At 68.3% G+C, this 17,593-nt stretch carries 21 protein-coding genes; 1 reads left to right on the top strand and 20 read right to left on the bottom strand.

Annotation, left to right across the window (positions count from 1 at the left end; all coding sequences use genetic code 11):
• Positions 1-9 precede the first annotated feature (9 nt).
• The 10 genes from AC5LXK_RS22055 to AC5LXK_RS22010 form a co-directional block, all read right to left on the bottom strand.
• Positions 10-825 carry an aspartate dehydrogenase gene (locus AC5LXK_RS22055; RefSeq protein ID WP_493393604.1) on the bottom strand — a complete coding sequence of 272 codons (816 nt, stop codon included), beginning with the start codon at positions 823-825 and terminating at the stop codon, positions 10-12.
• Positions 818-2,485: a thiamine pyrophosphate-binding protein gene (locus AC5LXK_RS22050; RefSeq protein ID WP_493393603.1), complete on the bottom strand. Its 1,668-nt coding sequence runs from the start codon at positions 2,483-2,485 to the stop codon at positions 818-820. Before AC5LXK_RS22050 ends, AC5LXK_RS22055 begins: the two co-directional genes overlap by 8 nt.
• The gene (locus AC5LXK_RS22045; protein ID WP_493393602.1) at positions 2,478-3,275 is read right to left on the bottom strand and encodes an SDR family oxidoreductase; all 798 of its coding nucleotides are present in this window, start codon (positions 3,273-3,275) and stop codon (positions 2,478-2,480) included. The genes AC5LXK_RS22050 and AC5LXK_RS22045 overlap by 8 nt, the downstream gene beginning before the upstream one ends.
• Positions 3,272-4,129: an IclR family transcriptional regulator gene (locus AC5LXK_RS22040; protein WP_493393601.1), complete on the bottom strand. Its 858-nt coding sequence runs from the start codon at positions 4,127-4,129 to the stop codon at positions 3,272-3,274. Before AC5LXK_RS22040 ends, AC5LXK_RS22045 begins: the two co-directional genes overlap by 4 nt.
• Positions 4,130-4,226: 97 nt before the next feature.
• Positions 4,227-5,123 carry an alpha/beta fold hydrolase gene (locus AC5LXK_RS22035; protein ID WP_493393600.1) on the bottom strand — a complete coding sequence of 299 codons (897 nt, stop codon included), beginning with the start codon at positions 5,121-5,123 and terminating at the stop codon, positions 4,227-4,229.
• Between the two features lie 18 nt (positions 5,124-5,141).
• The gene (locus AC5LXK_RS22030) at positions 5,142-5,669 is read right to left on the bottom strand and encodes a cupin domain-containing protein (RefSeq protein WP_039344094.1); all 528 of its coding nucleotides are present in this window, start codon (positions 5,667-5,669) and stop codon (positions 5,142-5,144) included.
• A 29-nt stretch (positions 5,670-5,698) separates the two neighbouring features.
• Positions 5,699-6,469: an SDR family oxidoreductase gene (locus AC5LXK_RS22025; protein WP_493393599.1), complete on the bottom strand. Its 771-nt coding sequence runs from the start codon at positions 6,467-6,469 to the stop codon at positions 5,699-5,701.
• Positions 6,462-7,532, bottom strand: a complete 1,071-nt coding sequence (locus AC5LXK_RS22020) for an aromatic ring-hydroxylating dioxygenase subunit alpha (RefSeq protein WP_493393598.1) — start codon at positions 7,530-7,532, stop codon at positions 6,462-6,464. Before AC5LXK_RS22020 ends, AC5LXK_RS22025 begins: the two co-directional genes overlap by 8 nt.
• Before the next feature lie 54 nt (positions 7,533-7,586).
• Entirely contained in the window at positions 7,587-7,898 is a 312-nt protein-coding gene (locus AC5LXK_RS22015; RefSeq protein WP_493393597.1) for a recombinase-like helix-turn-helix domain-containing protein, read from the bottom strand.
• Between the two features lies 1 nt (position 7,899).
• Positions 7,900-8,217 carry a non-heme iron oxygenase ferredoxin subunit gene (locus AC5LXK_RS22010; protein WP_006489883.1) on the bottom strand — a complete coding sequence of 106 codons (318 nt, stop codon included), beginning with the start codon at positions 8,215-8,217 and terminating at the stop codon, positions 7,900-7,902.
• Positions 8,218-8,664: 447 nt separating this feature from the next.
• Here AC5LXK_RS22010 and AC5LXK_RS22005 point away from each other — a divergent pair, with 447 nt between their 5' ends.
• Complete coding sequence (locus tag AC5LXK_RS22005) at positions 8,665-9,744, top strand: porin (RefSeq protein WP_493393596.1); 1,080 nt, start codon at positions 8,665-8,667, stop codon at positions 9,742-9,744.
• A 105-nt stretch (positions 9,745-9,849) separates the two neighbouring features.
• On the opposite strand, the gene AC5LXK_RS22000 is transcribed toward AC5LXK_RS22005, so the two are convergent.
• From AC5LXK_RS22000 to AC5LXK_RS21955, 10 genes are all read right to left on the bottom strand, one after another.
• On the bottom strand, positions 9,850-10,743 hold the full coding sequence (locus tag AC5LXK_RS22000; protein WP_493393595.1) for an IclR family transcriptional regulator: 894 nt from the start codon (positions 10,741-10,743) through the stop codon (positions 9,850-9,852).
• 288 nt (positions 10,744-11,031) lie between these two features.
• Positions 11,032-11,511: a type 6 secretion system effector deamidase TecA gene (gene tecA, locus AC5LXK_RS21995; protein ID WP_493393594.1), complete on the bottom strand. Its 480-nt coding sequence runs from the start codon at positions 11,509-11,511 to the stop codon at positions 11,032-11,034.
• Positions 11,512-11,610: 99 nt separating this feature from the next.
• The gene (locus AC5LXK_RS21990) at positions 11,611-12,096 is read right to left on the bottom strand and encodes a YbaB/EbfC family DNA-binding protein (RefSeq protein WP_493393593.1); all 486 of its coding nucleotides are present in this window, start codon (positions 12,094-12,096) and stop codon (positions 11,611-11,613) included.
• A complete protein-coding gene (locus AC5LXK_RS21985; protein ID WP_493393591.1) occupies positions 12,093-13,541 on the bottom strand; it encodes a Do family serine endopeptidase in 1,449 nt (482 codons plus the stop codon). The genes AC5LXK_RS21990 and AC5LXK_RS21985 overlap by 4 nt, the downstream gene beginning before the upstream one ends.
• A 77-nt stretch (positions 13,542-13,618) precedes the next feature.
• A complete protein-coding gene (locus AC5LXK_RS21980) occupies positions 13,619-14,002 on the bottom strand; it encodes a hypothetical protein (RefSeq protein ID WP_493393590.1) in 384 nt (127 codons plus the stop codon).
• Positions 14,003-14,042: 40 nt separating this feature from the next.
• A complete protein-coding gene (locus AC5LXK_RS21975) occupies positions 14,043-14,903 on the bottom strand; it encodes a hypothetical protein (protein WP_493393588.1) in 861 nt (286 codons plus the stop codon).
• Positions 14,904-14,911: 8 nt separating this feature from the next.
• Entirely contained in the window at positions 14,912-15,802 is an 891-nt protein-coding gene (locus AC5LXK_RS21970; protein ID WP_493393587.1) for a peptidylprolyl isomerase, read from the bottom strand.
• A gap of 44 nt (positions 15,803-15,846) precedes the next feature.
• On the bottom strand, positions 15,847-16,263 hold the full coding sequence (locus AC5LXK_RS21965) for a hypothetical protein (RefSeq protein ID WP_493393585.1): 417 nt from the start codon (positions 16,261-16,263) through the stop codon (positions 15,847-15,849).
• Positions 16,260-16,850, bottom strand: a complete 591-nt coding sequence (locus tag AC5LXK_RS21960; RefSeq protein WP_493393583.1) for a YbjN domain-containing protein — start codon at positions 16,848-16,850, stop codon at positions 16,260-16,262. Before AC5LXK_RS21960 ends, AC5LXK_RS21965 begins: the two co-directional genes overlap by 4 nt.
• Before the next feature lie 59 nt (positions 16,851-16,909).
• Positions 16,910-17,587: a hypothetical protein gene (locus tag AC5LXK_RS21955; RefSeq protein WP_493393581.1), complete on the bottom strand. Its 678-nt coding sequence runs from the start codon at positions 17,585-17,587 to the stop codon at positions 16,910-16,912.
• Positions 17,588-17,593 lie beyond the last annotated feature (6 nt).

The following is a 17,593-nucleotide window of genomic DNA, read 5'->3' as shown; positions in this document are numbered from 1 at the left end:
ATGGCGCGCTCAGATCACGCAGCAGGCCGTGCGGTTGCGCAGCGCGCGGATCGCGCTGTACGCCGTCAGCGCGGACGTTTTCGGGTTGTCGGGCAACGGCTTGCCGCTCATTTCCAGCGACATCTCGCCGAATGCGCCGCGTGCGGTGATGCGGTGCACGTTGCGCTCGACCGCCGGATCGGCGATCAGGCGCACGCGCGTCGCGTCGAGGCCGAGGCCCGCGAGCGCCACGGTGGCCGCAACGTTCGCGTTCTTCGGATACAGCCGCGCGGCGTCACGCGCGGTGCCTTCGAAGATCACCTTTTCCTCGGTCATCGCGCGCAGGTCGCACAGCGCCTCGGCCGGCGTACCGAGCCAGCCGAGCGGCGGCTTGCGGCCGACGTACAGCACTTCGTCGAGGCCGCCCTGCTTCGCGGACGCCAGCGCGTCGATGCCGCCGATCGCGCCGGACAGCAACGTGACCGTCGCGCCGCCTTCGTCGGCCGCCTGCGACAGCACGTCGAGCAGCGCGAGGTCGGACAGCGCACCGATCGACGCGACCGCACAGTCGGTGCCGGCCTTCAGCAGCGGCACCACGTGATCGACGAGCGCACTGTGGCCCGCGCATTCGAGCGCAAACTCGGGGCGGCGGGCCAGTGCGTCGACCGACGACACGACCTCCACCGCACTGCCGAGCACGCCCTGCACCGCCGCGCGCTGGTGTTCCGGCACGATCACGTGCGCGACCCGCAGCGACGCATCGTGCTCGACCGCGTGGTACACGGCCGCGCCGATCGCACCGAAGCCGATCATCGCGACGTCGACGGGTGCGTGCGCGTTACGCATACTGGCGCTCCGTCGGCGCTTCCTTCTTCACCGGCGGGCCCGCGAAGTTCGACGCGAACGAGCCGACCGACAGCATGTCGACCTCGACCATCACCGGGCCTTCCTTCGCCATCCCTTCGCGCACGATCGCTTCGGCCTGGTCGAGCGACGTGATCCGGTAATGCGTGAGGCCGAAGCTCGCGCAGAACTGCGCGAAATCGGGCTGGTGCAGCTGCACGAAGCAGCGGCGGCCTTCGTAATGCGCGTCCTGGATGTTGCGGATCACGCCGTAGCACTGGTCGTTCATCAGCACGATCATCACGTTCGCGTTTTCCTGCACGGCCGTGACGAGTTCGCCGACGTTGACCATCAGGCCGCCGTCGCCGACCAGGCAGACCGTCTTCGCCGCCGCACCCGCCAGCGCCGCGCCGATGCCCATCTGGATGCCCTGGCCGATGCCGCCGCCGAGCGCATGCACGCCGGAGCGCGGCTCGAAGATCTTCAGCAGGCGGTTACCCCACGTGCTGTTCGAGATCGTCACGTCGCGCACCCAGTTGTAGTCGCGGCCGATCGCGCCCTGTAGCGTATCGACCAGCTTCTTGTAGGGCCCGAGGCCTTCCGCCACGCTGGCGACGGCCTGCTCGCGCGCCGCCGCGAGATCGGCCGCGAATTGCGGATCGACACTCAGGCGGCCTTCGAGGCGATCGGCCAGCTCGGCCAGCACGCGCTTCGAATCGCCGTGCACGAACAGTTCGTTGCGATAGCCGCGGTTGTCGGCAAGTGCCTCGGCATCGACGCGGAACAGCGGCTGCGGCAGCGCGAGCTTGTACTTCAGCGTCTCGTTGCCGCGCAGGCGCGAGCCGACCACGACGAGCGCATCGCAGGTCTTGTAGAACGCTTCGACGGACGCATGCACGTTAAATGCGCCGAGCGTCGCCGGATGATCCTCGGGCAGCACGCCGCGGCCCTGCACGCTCGTCACGACGCCGAAGCCGAGCTTCACGAGGCGTTCGACTTCCTCGCGGGCGTGGCGCGCGCCGCCGCCGAGCCACAGCAGCGGGCGGCGCTTGCCCGCCAGCGCGTCGGCGAGCTTCGCGACACGGGCGGCGTCATGCTCGCGCACCGCGACGTGTGCGGGCTCCAGGTCCTCCGGCCATTCGATTTCGGCCGCCTGGATGTCGATCGGAATCTCGACCGACACGGGGCCCGTCGGCGCGGTCTGCGCGATGCGCACGGCTTCCCGGATCGTCGGCAGCACGGTTTCGACCGTACGCACGCGGAACGCGGCCTTCGAGATCGCGTGCAGCATCGACAGCTGGTCGGGCGCTTCGTGGATGTACGCGAGATCCTGGTCGAGGTAGGGCGTCTCGATCTGCCCGGTGATGTGCAGCAGCGCGGTGCCGGCCGTCAGCGCCTCGACCATCGCGCCGGCCGCGTTGCCCGCCGCCGTGCCCGTGCTCGTGAACGCGACGCCGAGGCCGCCCGACACGCGGGCCAGGCCGTCGGCCATGTTCAATGCGCCCGCTTCGCCGCGCGCGCCGACATACCGGATATTGCCGCGCGTGTTGATCGCGTCGAGAATCGGCATGTTGTGGATCGAGATGACACCGAATGCGGTCTTCACGCCGCACTGCTCGAGGAAGGTGGCAATCAGCTCGCCAACCGTGGTTTTGTTAGACATGGCGTGCAAAGCCTCCAGAAACGTCGATATGGCTGCCCGTCGTGTACGACGACAGATGCGTTGCGAGATAAAAGAGTGCCCAGGCGGCCTCGTCAGGCTTGCCGAAGCGGTTCAGCGGAATGTTCTTCTTGCGGGCGAGCGCGCCCGTCCAGTCTTCCCAGCTTTCGCCGGGCTGCGCCTGCGTGTCGTAGCGGCGGCGCCACTGGCCCGACTCGACGATGCCGATCAGGATCGAGTTCACGCGGATGCGCTGCGGCGCCAGCTCGGTCGCGAGCGACTTCACGAGGCTCAGCACGCCCGCGCGCGCCGACGACGTCGCGACCATGTGCGGCTCGGGCTGCAGCGCAAGCAACGAGTTCACGCAGGTGATCGTCGGCGCCTGCGCGTCACGCAGCAGCGGCAGGAACGCGCGCGTCGGGCGGATGATGCTGAAGTACTTCAGTTCGAGTTCTTCGCGCCACGCGTCGTCGGTCGTGTCGGCGAAGGTCGACACGCGGCCCTGGCCGGCGTTGTTGACCAGCATGTCGGCACGGCCGAAGCGCGTGGACACCGCTTGCGCGAACGCGTCGACATCGGCTTCGTCGAGCACGTTGCAGCGTGCGGCCAGCAGCTGTGCACCCGCGTATTTGTCGCGAAGCATCGTTTCGGCACGTGCGAGGCGGTCGCCGTCGCGGCCGCAAATCGCGACCGACGCACCCGCCTGCAGGAACCGTTCGGCCGTCGCGAGGCCGATGCCGGACGAACCGCCCGTCACCACCGCAACCTGCCCGGTCAGATCGATCTGAATCATCGGAGTCCTAAAGCCTTCAGAAACGTGTGCTCGTCATCCGAGCGGTAATTGAGCCGCCGCGACAGTTCCGCCGCCGCGCGCTGCACCTTGTCGATCAGCCCGTCCGCGATCAGCGCCGCGTCGATCTCCGGACGCGGCACCGTCACCGTAATGCACGCGACAATTCTCTGCGTCTCGTTGCGCACCGGCGCCGTGACCACCGAGATCCCGCGCTCGAACGACGAATTGCTGACGCCGTAGCCGCGCAGCGCATCCTCGCGGATCATGTCGTACAACGCATCGACCGTTTCCGGCGTCGCGCTCGTCATCCGGTTCAGCGCGCCTTCCGGATACAGCGCGTGCAGTTCCTTCAGCGACAGGTCACCCATCAGCACGTGGCCGTGGGTCGTTGCATGCGCGGGCAGGCGCGTGCCGACGTTCACGCGAATCGAGCTGAACACCGGCGACTGGCTCTGCGCCTTCGCGACAAACACCACGTCGCGGCCGTCGCGGATCACGATGTGCGTCGTAAAGCCGGTCGCATCGCGCAGGCTTTCGATCACCGGCAAGCCGAGATCGGTCAGCTCCAGCGAGCTCAGGTATTCGAAGCCGAGCCGCAGCACGGCGATGCCGAGCTTGTAGTTGCGATCCTTGTCCGCACGCTCGAGGAAGCCGAGCGACTCGAGCGTCTGCAGCAGACGGAACACCGTCGTGCGCGGAATGCCAAGCCGTTTCGACAGTTCGGGCGCACCGAGCACGGGCTCGCGCGGCGAGAATTCGGCGAGAATCCGCAGCCCGCGTTCGAGGCCCGGCACCACGTAGTTGGCATCGGCCTTCGCGTTTTCGGATTCGTTTTGTTGCAGCGGTTCGGTCATGATGCCTCCCGCCGGGCCGCCCCAAGGGAGGCATCCGTGTTCTGGGTATGAGGGGGCTGCGCGCCCCCAAGCGAACGAATGTGAGCGTGGGGGTTTTTCATCCCAGCCCCCGCTGTTGGTCGCACTGGCGGCAGAAGCCGTCGATCAGTGCGAAATAAACGGACGGTGCTTCCACATAGCCGGCATGCCCTGCTTGCGGAATCACCTGCAGCCCGACGTGCGCGGCCGCGGCAATCCGCTCGCACGCGGCGGGCGGCGTGATCGCGTCGTTCGCGCCGACGGCCACGGCCGTGCGGCCGCGGAAGCTGGCGAGATCGGTCGCGAGGTCTGCATTCGCGAGCAGATGCGTGGCCTGCGCGTAGCCGGCCGGCACGATGCGCGCCATGTTCCAGCGCACCCACGCCTTCGCCTCCTCGTTCGCGAAACCGGACAGCATGTTGCCGCTGCGCTGCTCGGCGAGCCCGGCCGGGCCGAGTTCCGCGAGCATCGCGAGCCGCGCGTCGCGACGCGATTCGCGGGTGTCGGCCGGGGCGCTGCCGTAGCCGCCCGCGGGCGACACCAGCAGCAGGCCGGCGATCCGCGCGGGCATCACGCGGGCAAGACCGCCCGCGATGATCGCGCCGAGCGAATGACCGACCAGCACGCAGCGTTCGATGCCGAGTGCCTCGAGCCACGCGTTCAGCGATGCCGCGTAGTCGGCGGCAGCCGGCGACGCGCCATGCACGGGCGTCGACACGCCGTAACCGGGTGCATCCCACGCGAGCACGCGCCGCGATGCGCCGAGCGCGTCGAGCTGGCGGACCCACGATGCGGCGCCCGAGCCGATCCCGTGCAGCAGCACGACGGGCAGCGCGCGGCCCGCATGCTGTGCGCCGGCCTCGCGATAACCGATCGTGCCCGCCGCGCCGGCCGCGCAACGCTGCTCGGGAAACTGCCCGAGCAGCGTTGCGAATGCCGCGGTGCGGTCGCGTTCACGTTTGTCGATGACACTCATTGCTTCACCCGCCCCGTCTCAACGCTTGATCTTCGCGAGCGGCGAATCGGGCGGATACGTCGGCGTGACGGGCTTCGGCGAACCGAGCATCACGCACATCAGCGCATCTTCCTCGCCGATGTTGATTTCCGTGCGATACACGCCGGGCGGCACCGAGATCAGGTCGCGCTCGCCGAGGATCGCTTCCCACGTCTCGCCGTCGCGCTCGCAGATCACCTTCATCTTGCCGCGCAGCACGAAGAAGATTTCCTCGACGTCCATGTGGATGTGGCTCGGGCCGATGTTGCCGGCCGGGATGACCATCGTCGAGAACGTGAAGCCGCCGGCCGGCACCGTGTTGACGTCCTTCGCGACGCCCGTGCCGCCCGTGCCGACATAGCGCATCTGCGCACGGCGGTACTTCGGGTCGTAGTCGGCCTGGAACTTCAGTGCGTCCCAGTCGTAGCGACGGGTCGCATAGCGCGCCACGCGCCCTTCCATCCAGTCGTTGAAGCTTGCGCCTTCCGGCTGGTCCCACGACTTGCGTTCGAGATCGGCGTCCGCCATCGTCCTCTCCTTGATTCAGTGTGAAAACATCAATTCATTACGAAGCCGCCGTTCACCGGCAGCAGTTGGCCCGTCACGAAGCGCGCACCGTCCGACAGCAGGAACAGCACGGGGCCCGTCACGTCGTCGGGCACCTGAGCACGCGTCAGCGCGCGGCCCTGCAGGTAGAACGCATGACGCTCGGCCGGCACGTAGGCGGTCGCCTCGACTTCGGTGAGCCCCGGCGCGATCGCGTTGACCGTCACGCCGTGCGCGCCGAACTCGCGGGCCTGCGTATGCGTCATCGCGATCACCGCCCCCTTGCTCGCGACGTACGCGAGCAGCTTCGGCGCACCCCACAGCGCGGTGTCCGATGCGAGGTTCACGATCGCGCCGCGGCCCGACTGCGCAAGGTGCGGCAGCGCCGCATTGCTGACGAGCCACACGCCGCGCACGTTCACGTTCATCACGGCGTCCCACGTCGACACGTCGAGCTCCGTCGACAGCTTGCCGCCCGAGTTCGTGATCGCCGCGTTGTTGATCAGCGCGTCGATGCCGCCGAGCGCCGCCGCGCCCTGCGCGACGAAGGCGTCGATGCTGGCCGGATCGGCCAGGTCGAGCGGGAAGAAATGCGCGGTGTGGCCGGCTTGCGTGAGCTGCGCGGCAAGCGCACGGCCTTCGTCGGCCAGCACGTCGCCGAACGCGACCTGCGCGCCGGCTGCGACGAGCGCCTTCACGAACGCCGCGCCGAGACCGCGCGCGCCGCCGGTGACGAGCACGCGGCGACCCGGCAGCGACACGACCGGAGCGGACTCAGCCATTCGCGGGCTCCGAAGCGGCTTGGGCCGCGCGGTGCGCGTCGAGCGCGGACAGGTGTTCCTGCGCACGCTGGCGCAGCATCCGGCGCACGCGCGTGACGCCGACGTCGTGCTGGTACAGGTATTCGTGATCGCGCGCATGCGGCGCGAGGCTTTCGAGGACGTAGCGGTCCTGCTCGAGCACGTCCCAGTGCAGGCCCTCGAGGCGGTTGCGGTACATGAAGCGCCACACGTCGCGCTGCCAGCCGCTGACCTTGCGGGTACGCCAGAAGTAGACCTGACAGTTGTCGCCGTCGACCGGCGTCGCGAAACCGATGATCCCGAAGTTGCCGCCCGGGCCGAACTTCTGCTTGTACGGAATCGCGAGGCGCATCCACAGGCAGCCCGTTTCGCCGAGCTCGACCCAGTCGAAGTTCACGTCGCGCTGGCCGATCTTCTCGAACATCAAGCCCGTTTCCGTCTTGCGCACGCGCATGTCGGCCTGCTTGTCGCCTTCGGCCATCGAGTGCGACGTCGCATGCAGGTACGCGCCGTGCATCGGGTCCATCACGTTGTCGATCGCGTACTGGTAATTGCACTTCCAGTTCGACACGCACAGGAAGTGGCCGTACTCGTCGGCGACCAGTTCCTCGGGCAGGTTCAGCGGCGCCGGCTCGCCGTGCGCTTCGTCGCCGAACCACAGGAAGATCGCGCCGGCCTTCTCTTCGACCGGATACGACTTCACGCACTTGGTGCCTTCGAGCGGACAGTTCGATACGGCCGGCACGCGGTTGACCGTGCCGCCGCCGTCGACCTCGATGCCGTGATACCAGCACGCGATGTTGCCGCCGAGGTTCCAGCCGAGCGACAGGCGCGCGCCGCGGTGCGGGCAGCGATCTTCCAGCGCATGGACTTTGCCTTCGTGATCGCGCCACAGCACGATCTGCTCGGACAGGCGCGTGAGGCCGACGGGCGCGTTCGACACCTGCCAGCTCGGCGCGACGGGATACCAGTAGTTCTTGATGCCGCGGTCGAGGTAGGCGCGGACCGGGTCGTGTTGGGCTTCGTGTTGTGCGGGGGACGTCATCAGTGTGCTCCGGATGCGGTTGTCGTCGGGTCGGCGGTCACGCGGCGCGCGCGTTCATTCCGCCAGCGAGGCCATTTCGGCGCGGAAGCGCTCGGCGGTCCACGCGGTACCGTCCGGCGCGCGGAAGCCGATGCGGTTCAGGCCCGCGACGACATCGTCCAGCTCGGTCGCACCGGCTTCGAACACGCGTTCGAGCGCATCGCCGAGGTCGTTCTCGTATTGGGTCGGCGCGGCCTTGCGGTTCTGCCAGACCTGGTTCCCGACCTGGCCGGGGATCTCGATCTGCCCCTTGCCGGCGACGTTGTTCGGCTGCGGCGCCACCCACGGCTTCAGGAAGGGATTGAAGTTGACGGTCGCTTCTTTCATGTCATTCCACCTTGATCTGGATTTCCTCGCCGGCGAGACGCACCGCGTACTGCTTCAGCGCGCGTCCGCCCGGACCCTTCAGGCATTCGCCCGTCTTGATGTCGAACACGGCCTCGTGCAGCGGGCATTCGACGGTGCCTTCGTCGACGAACCCCTGCGTCAGCAGCGCGTACGCATGCGGGCACACGTTCTCGAGCGCATACACGTCGTCGCCGACGCGGTAGATCCCGATTTCCACGCCGTCGGTCCGCTTGAACTCGATCGGCGTGTCTTCCGACAGCGCGCCGGCGTGACCGGCGCAAATCCATTGTTCAGACATCTCACACCCTTCCTTCTGATCGACTCTCGGTTTGTTCCGATTTGTTCCATATCAGGAACAGTAGTTTATGGATGGTGATTATAGGAGCGACTTTCCACGAGTAAAACAAAAAGCTGCGTGTCCTAGGGAAAACACCGACCAACGGGTCGGCATACGCTTTCGCCTGCCTTATCAAATGTAATTTTTTGTTGTGTGACGGGGATTTATCGTCTTTTTACGGGTTTCGCACCCCGGTGTCGCGCGCCGGGCCGAAACCCATCCGTCCCGAAAAATTTATTTTTGATCCGGTGTCCGACACCTCTATACTTCATTCCACCAGAGGCACGCTGTTCCTTATATGGAACATACAAATGCCCATTCGGCGGTGAACACCCTGCGCGACGGCCGGCCGTCCCTGCGCATGCCGCCACAGCACGTTTTCATCAGGTTGGAGAGTCAGGAGACAAAATGGTCAAGCATGCGGTAGCAGCAGCAGTCATCGGGATGAGCGTCGCGTCGGGCGCATGGGCGCAGAGCAGCGTCACGCTATACGGCAGCCTCGACGCGGGTATTGCGTACGTGAACAACGTCGGCGGTCAGGCGAAGTGGTCGATGATCCAGGGCAACACGCAGCCCGATCGATGGGGCCTGAAGGGCAAGGAAGATCTCGGCGGCGGCCTGTCGGCGATCTTCCAGCTCGAAAACGGCTTCTATACGAACAACGGCCAGCTCGCGACCGCGAACACGCTCTGGAACCGTGCGGCGTTCGTCGGCCTCAGCTCGGAGCACTACGGCACGGTGACGCTCGGCCGCCAGACACCGCTGTCGTTCGACTATCTCGATCCGCTCAGCACGGCCTATCTCGCGATGAGCTGGTACGCGTTCCACCCCGGCAACATCGACGGGCTCGCCGCCACCGGCAACGTGCCGTACAACAACGCGGTCAAATACCGTTCGCCGACCTTCGCGGGCTTCTCGGCCGCGGCGACGCTGGCATTCGGCAACACGACGAACTTCTCGACCGGCAAATCGGTCGGCGTCGCGCTGAACTATGCAAACGGGCCGTTCAAGGCGTCGGCCGTGTACTCGAACGAGCACGACCGCTCGATCCTGATCAGCACGACCGGCATCACGTCGTTCCAGGGGCAGAACACCGCGAACGGCTATATCGCGAACAAGGTCGAGAACATCGGCGCGGGCGCGTCCTACCAGTTCGGCGACTTCCTCGTGCACGGCCTGTACACGCGCACGAAGATGCAGTCGAACGGCTATTCGGATACGTTCCAGAGCTACGACGCGGGTGTGAACTACCGCAGCAGCACGTTCAACACGATCGCGGGCGGCGCGGCCACCACGACGCTGGCCGGCCGCCGCTGGTCGCAGGTCGAGCTGGGCGACATCTACGCGTTGTCGAAGCGCACGCAGCTGTATGCGAACGTGCTTTATGAACACGGCTCGGGCGGCGCACAGGCCGCGTTCTTCACGGCCGGCGTGTCGAGCACCGCGAACCAGGTGATCGTGCTGACCGGGATCCACCACTCGTTCTGAGCGGGTTCGGGCATCGGGCCTTCGGCGCCCGAAATGAAAAGAGCGGCCCGCGGGCCGCTCTTTTTCGTTTGCGATGCCGCGCGCCGCGGCCGGTTCGATGCGTCGTCAGAACATCGCGACCTTGTGGCGCGCATGCGCGAACGTCGGGTCGCTTTCGAGCGGGCGATAGTTCAGCCGTTGCGACAGGTCGACCGCCGCGCCACACACGGCTTCGACGAGCCGTTCCTTCTCGCCGGCCTCGCCGATCTCCGAGCGCGGCACCGTCGCGGTGATCGCCGCGACGATCGAGCCCGAATGATCGCGCACGGGCGCGGTCACGGCCGAAATGCCGCTCTCGAATGCGGCCTCGCTGACCGCGTAGCCGAGCCGCGCGTAATGGCGCACGCGTTCGTACAGCTCGTCGACTGTGCCTGGCGTGCGCTCGGTGAACTGTTCGAGCTTTTTCTCCGGATAGAGCTGCCGCAGCGCGTCGCGCGTGAGGTCGCCCATCAGCACGTGGCCATGCACGGTTGCATGCGCGGGCAGGCGCGTGCCGACGTGCACCTTCACCGAACCGAACATCGACGCGTTGCTCTGTGCCTTCGCGACGAACACGACATCGCGCTGGTCACGGATCAGCAGGTGTGCCGACAGGCCGGTCGAATCGCGCAGCCGTTCGAGCACGGGTGTGCCGAGATCGGTCAGTTCGAGCGAATTCAGGTATTCGAAGCCGAGCCGCAGCACGCCGACGCCGAGCCGGAAATGGCGGTCGCCGTTCACGCGCTCGAGGAAACCGAGCGCCTCGAGCGTCTGCAGCAGGCGGAACGTGGTCGTGCGCGGAATGCCGATGCGCTTCGACAGCTCGGGCGCGCCGAGCACGGGCTCGCGCGCGGAGAATTCGGCGAGGATGCGCAGCCCGCGTTCGAGCCCCGGCACCAGATAGGACGACGCGCCGCCGGACGACTCGTCGTCGCCGGACGCCGCTGGATCGGGTGCGCCGCTCATCGTTGTCTTGACCATGTGGACATGGACGAAAGGAAATCAGTCACGAAACTGGTCATGGATCATCGTGGATATTCAGTCATGCTACCTCAGCGCGCGCGCCGGTTCGCACCGGCATGCATCGCCGCAATGCAGCATGCGCATCCGCCCCGCCGTACGGGGGTCATTCAAGGTCGAGAGGATAGCAGCGTTGGACAGCGCGACGCCATGCGGAAATCGCCGAACGGCAGGCAGGCGGCCGCGCGGCTCTTGCGCGCGGCGCACGGCCGGGCACGACGCCCGGCGTGAAATGTGACGCCGGACCGGCTACAGGCGCGACAGATAGACGCGAATATTCGTGCGGTCGTACGTAAAGCCGCCGGCCGGATCCGGCTGCAGCACCCGCGCAAGATCGACCGGACGCAGCCATCCGGCGCCCAGCAGGCCGCCGTTGATCCCGCGGATCCGGGTGCCGCCGACGGCGATCGCGGCATGAAAGACATTCGTGCCGCGTGCGAAGCCGACCGCGGTGCCCGCCGGAATGCTCGCGCGCCCGTCCCACTGGTCGCCGGTCTCGAAGTTGAACCGCGCCCTCCACAGCTGGCCGATCGTGTCGAGCAGCGCGCCGGGCGTAATCATCGCATCGGCGCGCAGCAGATACCGGACATAGGCCGCGGCGTCGTAGCAGACGCCGCCGGACATGTATTCGTCGATGTTCGCCATCCCGAACATCAGCGCCTGCGCGTGTTTTTGCCTTTCGGCGACACCGGATTGGGCGACATGCCCGCCTAACTGGGTCAGTTGCATGGGTAGCTCCTTTCAGGGAAGCGGGACATCATCGTCCCGTCGATGCAATAACCTCATATCTTATTACGATATCCACCCGCGTCGACCGCGCTCCGGATGTCATGGCGTGCGCGCCGCCGACGCTGGCACCGGCGCAGCCGCCGGCGCATCGGGATTCGGTGCGAGCCGCAGGCGCACGCGCAGCGGCTGCAGCATGTCGGACGGCGGCGGCTCGGCCAGCGGGCCCGCCGTCAGGAGTTGCCGCAGTGTCGCGTCCGCGTCGGGATCGCCGAGCGATACGAACTCGACGCGCGTAACGACACCGTTCGCACCGATCCACGCACGCACGACGATCGCGGGCGGCGGCGCATCGGCCCGTGCGTTCAGCACGCGCGCCTCCAGATATCGGTGAAGCCGGTCGGCCGCATCGCCATCCGCTTCGAGCCAGGTCTGGAACTGCTGCCCGGCGAGCTGACCGTAGCGGATCCACGTTTGCGGCACGTCGGCCGTCTGCGCGACAGCCGGTGCAGCGCCGACAGCCAGCACGCATGCCGCGACGATCGCGCTCAACCATCCGCATGTACCCCGCTTCTGCATTCGCTTCATCCTGCCTCCCGTTTCGACGTGGGGTCCGCCCGGCCGATCTCGATCGGCACGTACAGCCGGGTGCCCCCACGCTGCACCAGCAGCGCGACGTTACCGTGTGCGGCGTCGATCTCGGCCATCAGCGCGCCGATGCTCGCGACCGGCGTGCCGTTGACCGACAGCACGATATCGCCGGGCTGCAAACCGGCACGCGCCGCCTGCCCGCTCGCCTGCTCGACGACGAGCGCCTGACCGACGCCGAGCCGCAGGCGCTCCTGTTCCGTCGCCACGCGCAGTGCGAGCCCGAACCGCGCGGGCCCCTGCCCGGCGCCGGCCGACGCCGTGCCGCTGTCGAACGCGGCAACCGTTGCGATCACGTGCGTCGCCCGGCCCGCGCGCCACACGAGCAGGTCGGTCTGCCGACCGCCCCGCATCCCCGCAACGGTGCCGAGCAGGTCCGCCGATTCGGCGACCGGCCGGCCGTCGACCGCGAGCACGACGTCGCCCGCCTGCAGGCCCGCGTGCGCGGCCGGGCCGTCCGGCTCGACCATCGTGATCAGCGCGCCATCCGGGCTCGCGAGGCCGAACGAACGCGCGAGCGCCTGGCTCACTTCCTGCACGGCCACGCCGAGTCGGCCGCGCGTGACCTTGCCGGTGCGCAGCAACTGGTCCTTCACGTCGAGCGCGAGATCGATCGGGATCGCGAACGCGAGCCCCTGGTAACCGCCCGTCTTCGAGAAGATCATCGAGTTGATCGCAATCACGCGGCCGCCGAGATCGAACAGCGGGCCGCCTGAATTGCCGGGATTGATCGGCACGTCGGTCTGGATGAACGGAATCGCCTGTTCGCCGGGCAACGAACGCGACTTCGCGCTGACGATGCCCTGCGTGACGGTGTTCGCGAACCCGTACGGCGACCCGATCGCCATCACCCAGTCGCCGACTTCGGTGCGCGCCGGATCGCCGGTCGCGACGACCGGCAGATCGTGCGCGTCGATGCGGATCACCGCGACGTCGGACACCGGGTCGCTGCCGATCACGCGCCCCTTGAACTGGCGCTTGTCGGTCAGCTTCACGTCGATCGCGACCGCGTCGCCGACCACGTGGCGGTTGGTCAGGATCACGCCGTCCGCACTGACGATGAACCCCGAGCCGAGACTCACTTCCTCGCGGTTGCCGATCACGCGCCGCGCGAGAAACGGCGCGAGCGGATGATCGGGCGCGATGCCGGGCGGCAACTGGATGCCCATCTGCGTGACTTCACGCGTGACGCTGATGTTGACGACGGCCGGCCCGACGCGCCGGACCAGCGCGGCGAAATTCGGCAGCGCGACGGTCGGCGGTGCGGCCATCGCCTGCGCGGGCCGCTCGGCGGACTGTACGGCCGTGCAAACGCAGGCGAACGCGAGCGCTCCCGCAATCACCCGCCGCACCGCCTCCCGGCCCGTGTGCCTGCCCGCTTTCATGGTGCTGCTCCTCGTCGGTTCGCGCCGGCACGCCGCCGGCTGATCGATGCCCGTGCCGCCCTTGCCGGCCGCATCGCTTACTTCGGCGGCACCGCAACCGGCGCATCGGGCCGTTGCGGCGTGATCGACCGGCCCCAGTTCGAGCCGAAGCGGTTCTGCTCGGTCGACAGGTTGAACGTGCCGAGGCGATTCGACGGCTGCTTCGACAGCCGCTCCGAATCCGTTTGCGATGCACCCGCCTGCGGCTCGGCCTTCGGTTTCAGTTGCTCGCTCAGGCAGTCGTACGACAGCGCGCGCTTGCCGTCGACTTCGGCATCGACGCACACCGGCTTCGCCGCCGAACCCGGGCTGGCCGGCGCGGCGGCCGGCCCACCCGCGGTCGCCCGGCTGCCCTGCGCATGCGCACCGGCCGCCAGCAACAGGCAGGCGATGGCCGCGATTCCGTTCCGTTGCATCTTCATCCGCGCCTCCGTCAGTGACGACTCCATCGCGTGCATGCGGTCATGCTCCCGCGCCCGACGCCGGCGTACGCGCCAGGAAGCGCGCGAACGCCGCGCGATCGGCCGAGAGGACGGCCGGCTCGTCTGCATCGGCGTGCCGCGCCCATGCATCGCGCATGCCGTCGACGGGCTGCCACGCGTGCACCTGCGCGCCGGTCGGATACGGCGTGACGAGCGGTTCCCGGTAATCGACGCGAAACAGCGGCGGCGCGTCGTTGCCGGCCGTCCACAGATCGCCGGCGTCGCGTACGCTGGCATCGAACCAGAAACGCACCCAGCGCACCGCGGGCGCGCGCGCCTCGTCAACCGGCATGCCGGCATCGGGCGTACCGGCACCGGGCGCAGCGGCTCCCGACGCATCCGGCACGCGCAGGAAACCGGCCAGCACGAGCAGCAAGGCCGCGAGATCGTCGTCGCGCAACATCCGGTACGACCAGAGATCCGCCACATCCGCGCACGAGATCACCGCGACGAAACGCCCGATCGTCAGCGCGGGCCACACGCGCCGCATCAGCGTGTAATGGCGCGACCACTGCGCGATGAAACGCTCGCGATGACGGGCGGCGACCTGCACGTCGCGCGAGCCGCGAATCGTCAGTTCCTCCGGTTGATACTGGCGCGTCGTGAGCACGCACTGCGCGGAACATCGCGTGCTCCGGTGGCGTGCATAGCCGCCCGCACCGGGCAGCGGCTCCAGCGCGCCGAAGCACAGTGGACAATGCGTCGGCCACTCGCCGGGCCGGCCCGGCCACGGGTTCGCCTTCGGCATGCGCGGACGATCGGCGGCCGCGGCCGGGCGCCGCCGCCCCGGTGTACGCGCATCGGGCGCCTCGACACGCGGCGTCGAACGGACAGTTGCCATGAGCGTGCCTACCGGGCCGACGCGAGCGCTTTCTTCAGCGCGTCTTCGTTGATGGGCGCGTTCGCGGCGAGCTTCGCGAGATAGGTTTGCGCATTCTGCTGCGTGCGCTGCGCACGCAGCATCGCCCGCAGTTGCTCCTTCACGTCGGCCAGCGGGCGCGGTGCGGCCGCTCGCACGTCGATCAGCTTCACGACGTGAAAGCCGGCCGGCGTCCGGATCGGCGCGGAGACCTGGCCCGGCTTCAGCGCATCGGCCGCCTGCCGGACCGCCGGCACCATCAACTGGTCGGGCACGAAACCGAGATCGCCGCCGTTCGCGGCGCTCGCCTTGTCCTGCGAATTCGCCTTCGCCAGCGCCGCGAAATCGCCGCCGCGCGCGCGGTTTGCGAGATCGGCCGCCTGCTTGCGCGCCTTGTCGAGCGTCGCGCCATCCGCGTTCGGCGGCACCGCGATGTAGATCTGCGCGACGTGCAGCGCGCGCGGCGCGGTAAACGCGGCGCGGTTCGTGTCGTAGGCGGACTGGAGTTCCGCGTCCGACGGGTAATCGGCCGGCGGCGCATTCACCGACGCCAGGTAGCTGCGCACGACGATGTCGCGCTGCGCCTGTTCGACGGCCGCCTGCACCTGCGCCTGCTTGTCCCAGCCCTTCGATTTCGCCTCGGCCAGCACGGCCTTCTGCGCGAGCGTCGAACGCACGACCTGGTCCAGCGCCGCGGGATCGGCCGCGAGGCGCTCGCGCCCTTCGGGGCTCACCGCCTTCAACAGCCCCGCGATGTCGGCCTGCGTCACCGATGCCTGTGCGGCATTCGCGATCACGTCGTCCTGTGCGTACGCAACGAGTGGCGCACCCAGCACGAGGGTGCCTGCCACCCACGCCCGCATCTTCATCTTCGTCATCATCGTTCGACTGCCCTCTGGATTGTTCTTGAAACGCGGATACAGCATCAACGCGTGCCCGTCAGCGCCATGCGCAGCACGAGCGGCTGCGCCATCCCGCGCGGCGGCGCAATGCCGACCGACCGGCCGACGAGTGCGGCGTGCAGCGCGGCGTCTAGCGCCGGTTGTGCGGCCGCCCCGCTGTCGACGCGCGTCACGCGCCCGTGCCGGTCGAGCCACGTGCGCACCGGCAGCACGGGCGCGTCGTCATCGGTGCCGGCCAATTCGTCGGCCCAACACTCGACGCTGGCGCGCAAACGGCTCGCGGCCGCATCGTCGCCGTCGAGCGCCGTCTGCAGCCATTGCGCAACGCGCTGCGCATAGGCGCCCCATGCGGCAGGCGCATCGGCGGCGGTTGTCGCCCCGGGCCGCGTACGGCCCGGCAGCCACGCGCGCAACGCGGCGCCGATCCGGCCGCCGATCATGACTGCGCGGCGGCCTCGAGCCCTTCCACCGCGGCGGCAGCCTTCGCTTCGCGATCCGGATTGCCCGCCGCCGTACGCGCGGCCGCTTCCTGCTCGGCCATTGCGGGACGGTTGCGCAGGTGCAGCAGGAATTCCTGGATCAGCCGGTCCCACAGCTCGATCGTCGAACGCAGGTAGCGCTCGGACACGCCGCCCGCGACGACCACGTCCATCTCCAGCGCGAGAAACGGCCCGTGGCTCGCGAGACGCGCGAAGCGCTTGGTGCGGTTCCAGTCCGCGACGAGTTCGACCGGCAAATCGCCCTGCACCTGCAGCACGCACGACAGTGTGTAGTCGATGTACGGCAGCGCGGCGGGGGGCGCATCAACACCCTGCGGCGCGAGCGCCGTGGCCGGATTGCCGAAGCGCACCGCGAAGCCGATGCCCTGGCTCGCGCTCATCAGCTGCACCGCGCCGTTCTGCTCGGCTGCGGTCACGCGGTAGCCCGCGCGGCGCAGCACGTCGGCCAGACGGTCGGCGCTGATCGCTTCGATCGGCGCATCGTGTGCCGTGCGTTCGTCGCCGGCGTTCGGTTGTGTGTCTTGCATGTCTGTCTTTCCCGTATTCGACGAATCGATGGTTTCAGGTAAGGGTTCGAGTCGCACGCTCACGGTGCGCTGGCCGCCGATGCCGGCGCCGCGGCAGCCGCGGCCGGACGCGCGGCCGGGTCGTACTTGCCCGCATACAGCGCATCGCCGTAGCGTTGCGCGAGATCGTCGTACTTCACGCGCGCCGACTGCGCGAACGGCTGCCGCGACGAGAAGAACGTACCGATCCCGGCATGCTCGTACGCGTCGATAATCTCGTGTCCCACGCGATACAGCTCCGCGTTGTGTGCCTGGCAGGTCTTCAGTTGCGTGTCGCGCGCGGCGACGTCCTTCTGCAGCTGCGTGTGCTGCGCATCGCGGGCACGCGACACGGCGAGCAGGTCCTCATAGGACGACTTGTACTTCGCGAGCGACTTCGCGTCCTGCTCGCGGCCGGCCCGCTCCTGCGCGAGCGCACGCTTCGCAGCCGCCTCCGCGCCCGAATCGCCGTGCGCCGCCGCCAGTTGCCCCTGCATCGCCTTCAGTTGCGCGAGCGCGTCGTCGCGCTGCTTCTCGGCCGCCGCCTTGTCGCTCTGCAACTGCGCCTGGCTGTCCTGCAGCTGGCGCAGCTCCTGCACGGTCGAGCGCAACTGGCTGCGCAGCTTGTCCTCGATGCTCTGCGCATGCGCGCCGCCGGCCGCGAGCAGCAGCGCGCCGGTCATGCCGGCCACCAGCATCGTGCGATTGGTCGTGTTCATTCGCGG

It is taken from the genome of Burkholderia pulmonis (assembly GCF_984667975.1).
The sequence above is the reverse complement of the archived record's forward strand: the minus strand, read 5'-3'. Positions and strand labels throughout refer to the sequence as shown.